Raw genomic sequence first — 14,605 nt, forward strand, 5'->3', positions numbered from 1 at the left:
ATATAAAATCGATGAACTACATTATTGGTTTTATTTACAAAACATTATAGTATTGGTTTTCAGTACCTTATAAAATGTTGGTTTTAAACTAACTAAAAGTAAGAATGATGATTGTGCTCTCGTTTTCTTTATGGAATTTAGCTATTTTTACATATGCCTGAAAAAAGCCTTCTCAAAGTTAATGAGCTCTCAATTTCATTTTTTAATGAAAACATTGAGAAACAAATTATTAAATCAATTTCATTTGAAATAAAGCCGAACGAAATTGTAGCGGTTGTTGGAGAGTCTGGTTCGGGTAAATCTATTTCCTCTTTAGCATTAATGGGTTTGCTCCCAAAAGGCATTTCAAAAATTACAGCTGGTTCAATACTTTTTCAAGGCGACGATTTTGTTAATTATTCCAATAGAGATTTTCAAAACATTAGAGGAAATAAAATCGCCATGATTTTTCAAGAACCTATGAGTTCTTTAAATCCTTCAATGCGATGCGGAAAACAGGTGGAAGAAATCTTAATACAGCATGCTGTTTTGCCTCAATCTGAAATTAAGGCGGAGGTTATAAATCTTTTTAACAAAGTAAAACTACCTAATCCCGAACGCATCTTTAAATCCTATCCTCATGAAATTTCTGGAGGTCAGAAACAACGCGTTATGATTGCTATGGCAATTGCTTGCAAGCCAAAACTACTAATTGCAGACGAACCCACAACTGCATTAGATGTTACCGTGCAAAAAGAAATTTTAGAGTTGCTAAAATCCATTCAAAAAGAAACTAAAATGAGTGTGCTGTTCATTTCCCATGACCTTTCTTTAGTTTCTGAATTAGCAGACCGAGTTTTGGTAATGTACAAAGGTGAAATTGTAGAACAAGGTAATACAGATGCCATTTTTAATCATCCTAAGCATAATTATACAAAGGCATTGATAGCGGCAAGACCTTCAACAGAAATACGATTAAAACAATTACCAACAATTTCAGATTTTTTGAGTGGTGAAATTGATAAAACAATAATCTCAAAAGAAGACCGAAAACGGCATCACAAAGCGCTATATGCGCAGCAACCTTTATTGGAAATTATTGATATTGAAAAAACTTACCTCTCAAAAACTGGCTTATTTTCAAAAGCTATCCCTTTTAAAGCTGTTGATGGTGTGAGCCTTAAAATATATCCTGGAGAAACTGTAGGATTGGTTGGTGAATCTGGTTGTGGAAAATCTACATTAGGTAATGCTATACTACAGTTAGACAAAGCCACATCTGGCATTATTAAATACAAAGGGAAAGATATAACACATGTTGATAAGCAAGAATTACGTCGCTTACGTAAAGACATTCAAATTATATTTCAGGATCCGTTTGCTTCACTTAACCCAAGATTAACTGTTGGTAATGCTATTATGGAACCTATGAAAGTTCATAATATTGGAAGTTCGGATGCAGATAGGAAAGCCAAAACATTACATATTTTAGAAAATGTTGGATTAGATGCTTCTGCATTTTATAGATATCCTCATGAGTTTTCTGGTGGACAACGACAACGTATTGGTATCGCTAGGACTATTGCGGTAGAACCTCAACTTATAGTTTGTGATGAATCTGTATCTGCACTCGATATTTCTGTACAGGCACAAGTTTTGAATCTATTAAATGATTTAAAAACAAAATTTGGATTTACCTATATTTTTATTTCGCACGATTTGGCTGTTGTAAAATATATGGCCGACCAGTTATTAGTGATGAATAAAGGAAAAATTGAAGAAATTGGTGATGCAGACAAAATTTATGAATCACCCGAAAAAGATTATACCAAAAAATTAATTCATGCTATTCCCAAGGGGTTATAGCATGAATATTTTTTTGGTTAACTTTAAAACACCTGAGATTACTCTCATTGTATTTTTTAAGTTTGAAAACAAAACGTTTTCGTTCAAAGTAGGTTCTGGTAGATTTGATTTGGTCTTCATAAGCAGAAATTTATGTTAGATTTGGGGCAAAACTATAAATTAAGTTTATGGTAAATTTGGTTAATTTAGTTTATAATTTGGGACTGCTAATATGTGATTATTTTTTATTTAATCAGTTTAAATACACTAAAATTCGATGAAATGCATTTTTATTTAACATTTCAAGATCAATGTGAAGATTTTACTTACAAAAAGATTAGAATAGGATTTTAGCAGAAATAAATTAGTACTTAAGTTAATTATAATTCCATTTCCGGAATATCTCCATCAATAATTAAATGACCTTCAGTTGCATTTTCAATCGCTTCTATAGAAACACCTGGAGCACGCTCTAATAACTTAAAGCCTTTATCAGTAACCTCGATAACCGCCATATTAGTTACTATTTTCTTAACGCAAGCAACTCCCGTAAGTGGTAACGAACATGTTTTCAATAACTTAGAAGCTCCGGCTCTGTTGGTATGCATCATAGCCACAATTATATTTTCTGCACTAGCTACTAAATCCATTGCACCACCCATACCTTTTACCATTTTTCCTGGGATTTTCCAGTTAGCAATGTCGCCATTTTCTGATACTTCCATAGCTCCAAGTATCGTTAAATCAACGTGTTGACCTCTAATCATTGAAAAACTCATAGCCGAATCAAAAAAAGATGCACCTGGCAATGTGGTTATGGTTTGTTTTCCTGCATTGATAATGTCTGCATCTTCTTCTCCTTCAAAAGGAAATGGTCCCATACCCAAAACACCGTTTTCACTCTGAAATTCTACTTCTATATCATCTCTAACATAATTAGCTACCAAAGTAGGTATACCAATTCCAAGGTTTACATAATATCCATCTTGTACTTCCTTTGCTATTCGTCTTGCTATTCCGTTTTTGTCTAACATTTCTTTAAGTTAAAAATTATAAAGAAGCTTAAACTTTAGGTACTTTAGGTACTTAAAACTTTTTAACTTCTCTGTCTTACAGTTCTTTGTTCAATTCGCTTTTCATATTTTTCACCTTGAAAAATTCGCTGTACAAAAATTCCTGGTATATGAATTTGATTAGGGTCCAATTCGCCCACAGGTACTAATTCTTCAACCTCAGCAACTGTAATTTTTGCAGCACCACACATATTAGGATTAAAATTGCGTGCTGTACCTTTAAAGATTAAATTCCCTGCTTCATCTCCTTTCCAAGCTTTTACAAAAGCAAAATCTGCCTTAAATGCATGTTCTAAAACGTACATTTTACCATCGAATTCTCTTGTTTCTTTTCCTTCTGCTACTTCGGTTCCAAAACCTGCTGGTGTATATACTGCAGGAAAACCTGCTTGGGCTGCTCTACAACGTTCTGCTAACGTTCCTTGAGGAATTAACTCAACGTCCAATTCTCCTGAGAGCATCTGGCGTTCAAACTCATCATTTTCGCCTACATAAGAAGAAATCATCTTTTTAATTTGCTTTTGTTGCAATAATAGGCCTAAGCCAAAATCATCAACACCAGCGTTATTAGAAATACAGGTTAATCCTTTTATATTGAGTTTTACGAGTTTTGCAATGGCATTTTCAGGGATTCCAGACAGGCCAAATCCACCAAACATAAATGTCATATTATCTTTTACGCCCTCTAAAGCATCAGTAACATTTGCTACTTTCTTATTAATCATAAATAAAGAAATTTATAAGCTGAAAAATACAAAACACTCAGCAAAATTCATATTAAAATTAGCCTTAAATAAAAATGAATAATTTGGAAATGTTCTAAAAATCTACATCTATTTGAACATCATCATCTTTATTGGAAATATCACCTAAATCACCTTCGTCTACAGCAGTACAATCTACATTAATAGATAAGTTTGAAGGCTTTTCGAAGTTGCCTTTTGAAACATCTAACGTCTCGTCGGCATAACAAGCTTTCATATATAATCCCCAAATTGGCAGAGCCATTGAGGCACCTTGACCGTAAGCTATACTTTTAAAATGTGCAGCTCTGTCCTCTGCTCCTACCCAAACACCTGTGACTAAGTTTGGTACCATACCCATAAACCATCCATCACTTTGATTTTGTGTTGTTCCTGTTTTACCAGCTATAGGATTTTTAAGTTCATAAGGATAGCCAGTTATAATTTCTCTGTAAACGGCATTCCATTTATCAAAACCTTTATGCCTTAGTCTTCTTCCTGACCCAGCTTGAGTCACTCCTTCCATTAGATTAACCGTAACATAGGCTACTTCTTCACTTAACACATCTTTGCTTTCTGGTGCAACTTGGTAAAGTACAGTTCCGTTTTTGTCTTCGATACGTGTTACCATTACAGGTTTGTTATAAACTCCTTTGTTTACAAAAGTAGAATAGGCTGCAACCATTTCATAAACACTAATATCTGCAGTACCTAGAGCAATTGCAGGCACTGGTAAAATATCCTCTTCTACACCCAACTTCTTAGCCATTTCAACAACAGGTTGTGGCCCTATTTCGTTCATTAAACGTGCAGTAATCGTATTGGTTGAACTTGCTAGTGCGTCCTTTAATGTTTGAATGCCTGAATAATTACCATCAGAATTTTTTGTTGTCCAAGGCTCTGGATTTCCAAATTTATTTGCTTCAATTGTGATAGGTGTTCTTGGAAAAGAATCGCAAGGTGAAACTTGCAGTTGATCTATAGCGGTAGCATAAACAAAAGGCTTAAACGTTGAACCTACTTGGCGCTTTCCTTGCTTTACCATATCGTACTGAAAGTGCTTATAATTCATACCACCTACCCAAGCTTTTACATGACCTGTCAATGGGTCCATAGACATCATACCTGGACGTAAAAAGGATTTATAGTAGCGCATAGAATCAATAGGTTTCAAAACGGTATCAACCTCACTTGCTTTGCCATCTACCCATTTAAAAACTGTCATTTCAACCGGCTCATAAAAAGAAGCTTCAATCTCTTTATCTGATTTCCCTTGATTTTTTAAGATTCTCCATCGTTCGCCTCTTCGCATTCCGTCTTTCATTAATTTATTAATTTCTGACTGGTCTAGCTCTAAAAAGGGTGCTGTTTTGTTTCTATCTGGAGTATTTTGGTGGTCAAACTCAGCTTGTAATCTTGGCATGTGTTGCGCAATAGCCTCTTCTGCATATTGTTGCATACGAGAATCGATTGTTGTAAACACTTTAAGTCCATCGCTATATAAATCGTATTTACTGCCATCTGGTTTTCTGTTGTTCTTATCATTTGCCCACTCTTTCATAAAACCTCTAAGATACTCTCTAAAATAAGTAGCGATACCTTCGCGATGCGATTCTGGTGAGTAATTTAAATCTAATTCTGTTTGCTGTAATGAATCTTTGACCTCTTCAGATATATAATCATATTTATGCATTTGCGACAGAACAACATTTCTTCTGTTTTTAGTGCCAACCGGATTTTTATGAGGTCTTGGATTATATAATGAGGAATTTTTAAACATTCCAACCAACATTGCGGATTCTTTAATATCTAAATCTTTAGGCTCCTTGCCAAAATATATTCTTGCTGCAGAACGAATTCCATCAGCATGGTTATTAAAATCGTAAATATTAAAATACTGTGTGATGATTTCTTCCTTGGTATATTGACGCTCTAATCGAATAGCAATAATCCATTCTCTTACTTTTTGAAGAGCGCGTTCTATTCTGTTCTTAGAAACCTGGTCTGTAAAGAGTTGTTTTGCTAATTGTTGAGAAATAGTACTTGCACCTCCTCCGCTGCCGAGTTTAAAAATTGCACGAAGAGTACCTCTACCATCAATCCCTGAATGGTCATAAAAACGAATGTCTTCTGTGGCAACCAAAGCATCAACCAAATGTTTAGGCAAATCCTCATAACCAACAGGAGTTCTATTGTCATCAAAATAAAACTTTCCTAAAGTTTTTCCGTCCGAAGAAATAATTTCAGTAGCCAAATTAGTTTCAGGATTTTCCAATCTTGTATGATCTGGCATTTCGCCTAAAAATCCCCAAGAAGCAAATAGAAACAACAGTACAATAACTAGGACTCCACTAGCAAAAAGCCTCCAAAACCAACGTATATATTTTGAAAAATCCTCTATTTCTGATTTAGCTTTTGTTGTTTTCTTCTTTGCCATAATTATTACTTTTGAGCCTGTTCTACCCTAAAACCAACATCTGTTATACCTTCTAAATTTTCTACACCTCTAACCTCTCCATTATTTCGCATTGCATGTTGTATGCTTACTTTATACTCTCCTTCTTCATTAAACTTAAATGGTTTTTTATAACCTCTAAACCATAGCTTATTTTCCTTTACATCAGAAAATCCAGTACCCAAAAGCTCACCATTAGGCGCAGCCATTTTATATTCTAAAGTATCCTTTACAGCCTTACCATTAGGGTAATTCAACTCTACAATAAGAAATAAATTACTGAACTTGTATTCGTTGTTATTTCTAAGGTTAACATAAAGATTATAATTCTTTATAGTATCTGGTGCTTTAAAATTAAAACTTGTTATAGAATCTTTGTGCCAAGCATTAGGAACTGATTTATAAACATCATAAACCGCTTTAGAATCACAACTCGCAACTAAAAGCACACAGACAATAGCTAATAGGAAACATTTAGTTTTTCTTGGCATTTTGCTTTTGATTACGTTTTCTGTTATTGTTTTTATTTCTGTTCCTATTGTTTTTACGTTTCTTTTTGGATTTTGGATTATCAAAACGTGTTAAACTATCTTGTCCTACAACGTTTTCAAATTCGGTTTTAGTGTCTTGGATATGCTCTGCAGCATATTCCTCTAGGCTGGCAACTTTTTCCTTTTTCTTGTTTTTGGCAATAATTTCATTAGCTTGTTCTGTAGTAATAACGTGCCAATTCATCCATTCACCTTCATAAGCATACCACATTAAACCTTTAAAAATATCCGTCTTTTGACAAACAGCAGTACCCTTTTCTGTAAATAATTTAGTATCGTTTTTTGGGAAAGCTTTTAATGCATCTAAGTAAGCATCTAACTCATAATTTAAGCAACACTTTAATTTTCCGCATTGACCTGCTAATTTTAAAGGATTGAGTGACAGTTGCTGATATCTTGCTGCAGAAGTACTTACAGATCTAAAGTCTGTAAGCCAAGTAGAACAGCATAATTCTCTACCACAAGAACCAATACCTCCTAGTCTAGCCGCTTCTTGTCTAAAACCAACTTGACGCATTTCAATACGTGTTTTAAACTCTCGGGCAAAGACTTTTATTAGCTCTCTAAAATCAACACGTTCTTCTGCAGTGTAGTAAAAGGTTGCTTTGCTACCATCACCTTGGAATTCAATATCCGAGATTTTCATTTTTAGATTAAGATCTATAGCAAACTGGCGCGCTTTCACCTTCATCGGTTCTTCCTTATCTCGTGATTGAGACCAGATATCTATATCTCTTTGAGATGCTTTACGATATATCTTTAGAACATTTTCAGAATCGTCAATGTCAATTTTTTTGCGTTTCATCTGTACACGAACTAATTCACCCGTTAAGGTTACCATACCAACGTCGTGCCCGGATTTTGCTTGCGTAGCGACAATATCGCCTATGCCTAAAGTAAGATTTTCGGTGTTTTTGTAATATTGTTTTCTTCCGTTCTTATAACGAACCTCAACACCTATAAAGGGTTCTTGTCCGTTAGGAAGTGACATATTTGCCAACCAGTCAAAAACAGTAAGTTTATTGCAGCTGTCTGTGCCGCAAGTACCATTGTTTTTACATCCTTTTGGTTGGCCGTCTTTACCAGTTGAGCAACTGTTACAAGCCATAAAAGTTATATATATTTAATCTAGATGTTTAATAACCTAGATAAAGGATTCATAATTTATTAATGAGTAAAGATAAGATTATTTCTTTAGTTAACTAAAACTCTGTGGTGTATAGTTTAACTTAAAAATTTACATTTTTTTCATTCTATAAGTGCTCACATTTTTGAATGACTTCGATTATAGTATAAACCAATACTTTATAATCATGAATCCAAAAATTACATTTGTTCTTTTTCTTTTTGTTTCAATTTTGAATGCACAGAAAGCGCCTATGGAAGCCAGAGGTGGCGAATTTGTTTTTAACAAAAATGATCAACCTTGTCTAACACCAGAACAACGCAAAGCCGTTAAACAAACTGTTATTAAGGGAATAACAGAATTGAAATCTAAAAATAAGCTTGTTTTCTCTGAAGCTAAAAGAGGTGGACATCCTTTATTTGCTTGGCCAATACAAAAAGCCAGCAATGTTACTTTTAACGATGTATGGGCTATTTCTGGATATGTAGATCATAATGCAAATTTTCCCAATCAACTTACAGATTACAATTGTGGCACCATAACCTATGATACTGCTGGTGGTTACAATCACCAAGGTGTTGATATCTACAATTGGCCATTTACCTGGAAACTTATGGATGATGACAGCGTAGAAATTATTGCTGCTGCTGACGGTCAAATCATTGCAAAACATGATGGCGAATTTGATCGAAGTTGCAACTTTAATAATAATATTTGGAATGCCGTATATGTGCAACATGGAGATGGAAGTGTGGCTTGGTATGGACACATGAAAAATGGATCTGTGACCTCTAAAAATGTTGGTGATACAGTAGCACAAGGTGAATATTTGGGTATTGTAGGAAGTTCTGGAAATTCAACAGGACCACATTTGCATTTTGAAGTTTATACCGATGCATCTTTTACGCAATTAGTAGATCCTTTCTCTGGAACCTGTAATGGTATGAATACAGACTCTTGGTGGGCAAATCAAATACCATATAGTAACCCAAATATTAATGCAGTAATGACGCATAGTCAGGCTCCAGACGTTTTTCCTACTTGCCCAACGACAGAAACCACGTATGAAAGCAATGATTTTGATATTTCTGAAGATATTTACTTATCAGTATTTTTAAGAGACCAAATTGCTAATACTCCTTTATCATTAAAAGTTATAAGACCAAATGGAAGTTATTTATATGAATGGTCTCTTAATACTACCACTACAGCTTCTTCATGGTATTATTACTGGTTTTTCCCTGTAGATGCTGTTGGTGCTTGGACATGGGAAGTAACTTATCAAGGTCAGACAGAATCACATGGTTTTAATGTTACGGACCAATTAAGCGTAAAAGAAGAAACTCTAAAATCTGCTACTATATACCCTAACCCTTTTAATGACATTGTAAATATTAAATCTAGTGCTAAAATAAAGAACGCAAGCATTGTTGATGTTTCGGGCAAAATGATTGTGAAATTTGAAGAACATTCAACCGAAGGTTTAAAGAAGCTGAACTTATCAGAACTTTCTAACGGTATGTATTTTATAATTCTAGAAGGGGAATTAGGTCAGCAAAAAACTGTTAAACTAGTTAAACAGTAAATTTTAAATGTTTATTTAAGCACAGTCGAAATATTTATTAACTACATTTAAATGGAATGGTATTCGACTGTGCTTAATCTTACATGGATTTATTTTGAAGTATTTAATGTTTCAAAAATATTTCTCAAATCTTTTTTATAAGGTAAATGATCTGCTCTTCCTTTTTTGAAGATATCATTACTATTACCTTGTCCTTTTCTTAAAGCTTTTTGTTCTTCGTATGGTAGTCTGTTTATTTCCATACAGTTTGTGGAACAGCAATTCTCCATTTTCTCCTTGCATTCATCACACTGTATAAATAATAAGTGACAGGCTTCGTTTGCGCAATTGGTGTGCATATCGGCTGGCTTACCACATTGATGGCAGTTAGCTATTACATCATCAGAAATTCGCTCTGAACGTCTTTGATCAAACACAAAATTTTTGCCAAGAAATTTATTTTCTAAGCCTTCCGCTTCAACTTGCCTAACGTAATTTATGATGCCTCCTTCTAATTGAAAAACGTTTTTAAAGCCTTTATGTTTATAGTAAGCACTTGCTTTTTCACATCTAATCCCTCCTGTGCAATACATTACTAACTTTTTGTCTTCCTTGTGCTCGCGTAAATCTTCTTCAATTAAGTCTAAAGATTCTCTAAAGGTATCTACATCTGGTGTAATGGCATTTTTAAAGTGACCTATTTCGCTTTCGTAGTGGTTTCGCATATCTACCAAAACAGTATTTGGATCTTCAATTAGTTCATTGAATTTTTCTGCATTGACATGTACACCTTTATTGGTGACATCAAAGGTGTCATCATTCAATCCATCTGCTACAATTTTATCTCTCACTTTTACTTTTAGTTTTAAAAAGGCAAAATTGTCGTGTTCAATAGCAATATTCAATCTTACATTTTCTAAAAATGAAATGGTGTCCAGATGCTTTTTAAAAGCTTCAAAATTTTCTGCAGGGACAGAAAGTTGGGCATTTATGCCTTCCTTAGCTACATAAATTCTACCAAGGACTTCTAGTTCATCCCAAGCTAAAAACATGTGGTTTCTAAAGATTTCGGTATTGCCAATTTTGGCGTACTTGTAGAAAGAGATTGTTAAGCGTTCTTTTCCCGCTTGTTCAATAAGTTCTGCTCTTTCTTTAGCACTTAAGTTGTTGTACAGTTGCATGCTATACTAATTTTTAAGGTTAAAGAATATAGTGCAAAGGTATTATTTTTGGTTAACTACCATTAAAAAAGCACCTTAAAAAATATTTAAGGTGCTTTTTTTACTAACCAACTAACTTAAAACTTAAACGTAAGAAACAATTTCACCTAATCAAACGGCTACTGAAAACCAATAGCCGTAATTTTAAATGTTTTTGCTAAATGCAATAAGTAATCATAGCAATTTTTTCCTTTTTCATTTAGTAGATGCAAAAAGTGTAAAATGGTTGCGTCATAAAATTGAAATAATTAAAATAAGTGGTATTTTTGAAGCTATAACAATTAAGATATTTAGAAGAGATGAGTAGTGAAAAAGACGCAAAGTTAAAGGCTTTAAAGTTAACATTAGATAAATTAGACAAAGCCTATGGTAAAGGTACTGTAATGAAAATGAGCGACCAGGCAATTGTAGATGTTGATGCCATCTCATCTGGTTCGTTAGGTTTGGATATTGCTTTAGGTGTAGGTGGTTATCCAAGAGGAAGGGTTATAGAAATATATGGTCCAGAATCTTCTGGTAAAACGACTTTAACACTTCATGCCATTGCTGAAGCTCAAAAGGCTGGAGGTATCGCCGCTTTTATTGATGCAGAACATGCATTTGATCGTTTCTATGCCGAAAAACTAGGTGTTGATTTAGAGAACTTAATTATTTCTCAACCCGATAATGGAGAACAAGCTTTAGAAATAGCAGATAACTTAGTGCGCTCTGGCGCTATTGATATTGTAGTTATAGATTCTGTAGCAGCATTAACACCTAAAAGTGAAATTGAAGGTGAAATGGGAGATTCAAAAATGGGCTTACATGCACGTTTAATGTCTCAGGCTTTAAGAAAACTTACGGCATCAATTAGCAAGACCAATTGTACTATGATTTTCATCAACCAATTACGTGAAAAAATTGGTGTAATGTTTGGCAACCCAGAAACTACAACTGGTGGTAATGCCCTAAAATTTTATGCTTCTGTACGATTAGACATTAGACGTTCAACCCAAATTAAAGATAGTAATAGTGCCGTAATGGGTAATAAAACTAGAGTTAAGGTCGTTAAAAACAAAGTTGCACCTCCTTTTAGAACTGCTGAGTTTGACATTATGTATGGTGAGGGCATCTCAAAAGTAGGTGAAGTCTTGGATCTTGCTGTAGAACACGATATTGTAAAAAAGAGTGGCTCTTGGTTTAGTTACGAAGACACAAAACTTGGTCAAGGACGCGATGCTGTTAAATCCTTAGTAAAGGATAATCCAGATTTAATGGATGAACTTGAAGAAAAAGTAAGAGCGTTAATAAATGATAATCAATAAGTTATGACAAAAATCCTGAAAAATCAGGATTTTTTTTGTTTTTAGACGCAACCCTTTTACCTTTTTTGCATCTACAGAATGAATTAATTATATATTAATATGAAAAAGTGTGCCTATTTGGTATTACTGGTCTTCACCTTATTAGTGTCTTGTTCTCTTGAAGATGACCCTAATAATGACTTCTATTTAGAGTTTATGCCAGTTGAGGATATAATAATGCCTGAAGAATTTGTGCATGGAGAAACATATTCTATTGGTGTTAGCTATATTAAGCCTAACTCGTGTTATCAATTTAATAATTTTGCTTATGATATTGATGGTCACGAGAGAACCATAGCTGTTGTCAACACTGTTTATACTGGTTCAAGTGCAAATTGTGTTGGAGAACCTGTCTTAAATACAGTGTCCTTTGATTTTACAGTTACCGGAACCGATACTTATATATTTAAGTTTTTCCAAGGCGAAGATGAGACAGGCACAGATCAATATTATATTATAGAAATCCCTGTTGTGGATGGCAGAAGTGCGCCTGCTGGCTCAAAAAACTAATTATTAATTAATTCCAAAACCAATGTGAGTTTAGATAGACTCATAAAAAATTGTATTAATAAAGATGCTGAAGCTCAAAGCCAATTATACAAGCAATATGCAAGTAAATTATTTTCGCTTTGTCTTAAGTATTCTAAAAACTATGCAGAAGCGGAGGATAACCTTCACGATGCATTTATAACTGTATTTAGTAAAATAGATCAGTATAACAATAAAGGTTCTTTTGAAGGTTGGTTAAAACGAATTGCAATTAATACATCATTGCAACGCTATAGAGACAATGTTGGTGTTTACGACATTGTAAATGAAGGTAATATAGAAGATGTCTCGGTAGATATCAATGATGAAGACTTGAGTATTGATTTTTTGCTAAAAATCATTCAGGAATTACCAGACCGTTACAGGTTGGTATTCAATCTCTATGTGTTAGATGGCTATTCGCATGTTGAGATAAGTGAATTAATAAACATTTCAACAGGGACCTCAAAATCTAATCTAGCGCGAGCAAGATTGATTTTAAAAGAAAAAATTGAAGATTACAAAGCGAATTTAAATTCGCAATCATTATAATAATGAATGATAAAAAGAACATAGATAGACTTTTTCAAGAAAAGTTTAAGGATTTTGAAATTGCACCAAATGATGCAGTTTGGAATCGTATAAGCGAAAATCTGCCTAAGAAAAAGAAAAAACGTAGAGTTATTGCACTTTGGTGGCAAGTGGGAGGTGTTGCGGCAGTAATTGCATTACTCTTAACGGTTGGTACTTCAATCTTTAATTCTAACGGAGACACTCCTAATGAGCCAACTATTGTTAATACTGAAGAGAAAGAAAATAATAGTGAAGAGAAAAAGTCATTGCCTATTAATAAGCAAAATGAGCTTAAGAACGATGTTAAATCTCAAAATCTTGAATTAGTAGATTCTGATAATAATGATGAAACTATTTTAAAGGACAAAGAACACAAAACACTTCAAAAGAAAGACAAGTTAACATCTACTTCCTCTAGCGATTCTAAGTCAAATGCAGTTGTAAATAATTCTAACCAGAAAGAAAACAAGCCTTCTTCTAAGAATTCTAATAATTTAACTACAGTTATAGACAAGGATAAAACTACTAAAGTAGCTGCCACAAACACTAAAAATTCTGAAAACAATAACAAAACAACTGTTGTTGATGACAATGAAGTTAAATCTGTAATTAAAAAGACTATAAAAAATCAGGAAACTGCAGTTACAGAAAACCCACAAAGTGAAGCATCAGAAAACTCTAATACAGAAAACACAGATGCTACCACTAACGAAGCTAATGAAAAGGCAAATGCCATAACTGAAGATCCTAAGAAAGAATCTATTGAAAACGCTATTGCGGCTCAAGAAAATATTGATGAAAAAGAAAAAGAAGATGAACAAAACAGGTGGAGCATTGCTCCTAATGTTGCGCCTGTTTATTTTAGTTCATTGGGTCAAGGGTCTTCAATAGGTAATCAGTTTAATAAGAATTCTAAAAGTGGCGACATTAATATGAGTTACGGTATTACTGGCACTTACGCTCTTTCGAAAAAAATAAGAATACGTGCAGGTGTTAACCGTGTAAACCTCAGCCAAACCACTAATGATGTGCTTACTTTTACTGGTAATGAACTAGCGTCGAGAGGTGCGGTAAGCCAAATGAGTAATATTAATGTTAAAAGCGGTTATAACAATGTAGCCCTAATGAGTACTAATATTTTTGATGGAAATGCTCCTGAAATATTCAACACTAAAATCGCCGGAGATATTGATCAACGTTTTGGTTTTATTGAGGTGCCTTTAGAATTAGAGTACCGCTTATTAGACAAAAAGTTTGGGGTAAATGTGATTGGTGGATTTAGTACATTTTTCTTAAATAAAAACGAAATATATGCAGATATTGATGGGTCTTCAACTTTAATAGGTGAGGCTAGCAATATAAATTCAACAAGCTTTAGCGCCAATTTTGGATTAGGCTTGGATTACAGTTTATCAAAACAATGGAATATAAATCTTGAGCCACAGTTCAAGTATCAAATAAATACTTTCAATAACACATCAGGTGATTATAGACCTTTCTTTATTGGAGTATATACAGGATTAAGTTTTAAGTTTTAGGTTAAATTTAAGTCAGGTTATTGCAGCTCAAATTAAGCAATGATGAATGCAATGATAAAAAAAGCTA

The 14,605-nt window shown here is 33.8% G+C and carries 12 protein-coding genes; 6 read left to right on the forward strand and 6 right to left on the reverse strand.

Annotated elements, in window-relative coordinates; genetic code table 11:
* Positions 1-153 precede the first annotated feature (153 nt).
* On the forward strand, positions 154-1,845 hold the full coding sequence (locus ACFFGA_RS02225; RefSeq protein WP_386059024.1) for an ABC transporter ATP-binding protein: 1,692 nt from the start codon (positions 154-156) through the stop codon (positions 1,843-1,845).
* Positions 1,846-2,204: 359 nt separating this feature from the next.
* Here the strand turns inward: ACFFGA_RS02225 and ACFFGA_RS02230 are convergent, their stop codons facing one another.
* From ACFFGA_RS02230 to ACFFGA_RS02250, 5 genes are all read right to left on the reverse strand, one after another.
* Complete coding sequence (locus ACFFGA_RS02230; protein WP_386059027.1) at positions 2,205-2,858, reverse strand: CoA transferase subunit B; 654 nt, start codon at positions 2,856-2,858, stop codon at positions 2,205-2,207.
* A 62-nt stretch (positions 2,859-2,920) separates the two neighbouring features.
* Positions 2,921-3,622 carry a CoA transferase subunit A gene (locus tag ACFFGA_RS02235; RefSeq protein ID WP_386059030.1) on the reverse strand — a complete coding sequence of 234 codons (702 nt, stop codon included), beginning with the start codon at positions 3,620-3,622 and terminating at the stop codon, positions 2,921-2,923.
* 94 nt (positions 3,623-3,716) lie between these two features.
* Positions 3,717-6,077 (reverse strand): penicillin-binding protein 1A, encoded by a 2,361-nt coding sequence (locus ACFFGA_RS02240; RefSeq protein WP_386059033.1) that lies wholly within the window; start codon positions 6,075-6,077, stop codon positions 3,717-3,719.
* A gap of 5 nt (positions 6,078-6,082) precedes the next feature.
* On the reverse strand, positions 6,083-6,586 hold the full coding sequence (locus ACFFGA_RS02245) for a gliding motility lipoprotein GldH (RefSeq protein WP_386059036.1): 504 nt from the start codon (positions 6,584-6,586) through the stop codon (positions 6,083-6,085).
* Positions 6,570-7,754, reverse strand: a complete 1,185-nt coding sequence (locus ACFFGA_RS02250) for a PSP1 domain-containing protein (protein ID WP_386059039.1) — start codon at positions 7,752-7,754, stop codon at positions 6,570-6,572. Before ACFFGA_RS02250 ends, ACFFGA_RS02245 begins: the two co-directional genes overlap by 17 nt.
* Before the next feature lie 205 nt (positions 7,755-7,959).
* On the opposite strand from ACFFGA_RS02250, the gene ACFFGA_RS02255 reads away from it, so the two are divergent.
* Positions 7,960-9,357 (forward strand): peptidoglycan DD-metalloendopeptidase family protein, encoded by a 1,398-nt coding sequence (locus ACFFGA_RS02255; RefSeq protein WP_386059042.1) that lies wholly within the window; start codon positions 7,960-7,962, stop codon positions 9,355-9,357.
* An 89-nt stretch (positions 9,358-9,446) separates the two neighbouring features.
* Here ACFFGA_RS02255 and trhO read toward each other — a convergent pair whose 3' ends face one another.
* On the reverse strand, positions 9,447-10,517 hold the full coding sequence (trhO, locus tag ACFFGA_RS02260; RefSeq protein ID WP_386059045.1) for an oxygen-dependent tRNA uridine(34) hydroxylase TrhO: 1,071 nt from the start codon (positions 10,515-10,517) through the stop codon (positions 9,447-9,449).
* Positions 10,518-10,855: 338 nt separating this feature from the next.
* Here trhO and recA point away from each other — a divergent pair, with 338 nt between their 5' ends.
* From recA to ACFFGA_RS02280, 4 genes are all read left to right on the forward strand, one after another.
* A complete protein-coding gene (gene recA / locus ACFFGA_RS02265; RefSeq protein ID WP_386059048.1) occupies positions 10,856-11,860 on the forward strand; it encodes a recombinase RecA in 1,005 nt (334 codons plus the stop codon).
* A gap of 99 nt (positions 11,861-11,959) precedes the next feature.
* Positions 11,960-12,409, forward strand: coding sequence for a hypothetical protein (locus ACFFGA_RS02270; RefSeq protein WP_386059051.1), 450 nt, complete (start codon positions 11,960-11,962; stop codon positions 12,407-12,409).
* A gap of 24 nt (positions 12,410-12,433) precedes the next feature.
* Positions 12,434-12,979 (forward strand): RNA polymerase sigma factor, encoded by a 546-nt coding sequence (locus ACFFGA_RS02275; RefSeq protein ID WP_386059054.1) that lies wholly within the window; start codon positions 12,434-12,436, stop codon positions 12,977-12,979.
* Positions 12,980-12,981: 2 nt separating this feature from the next.
* Positions 12,982-14,538, forward strand: a complete 1,557-nt coding sequence (locus ACFFGA_RS02280; protein ID WP_386059056.1) for a hypothetical protein — start codon at positions 12,982-12,984, stop codon at positions 14,536-14,538.
* Positions 14,539-14,605 lie beyond the last annotated feature (67 nt).

This window comes from Winogradskyella pulchriflava, from assembly GCF_042434315.1.
Taxonomy (GTDB): domain Bacteria; phylum Bacteroidota; class Bacteroidia; order Flavobacteriales; family Flavobacteriaceae; genus Winogradskyella; species Winogradskyella pulchriflava.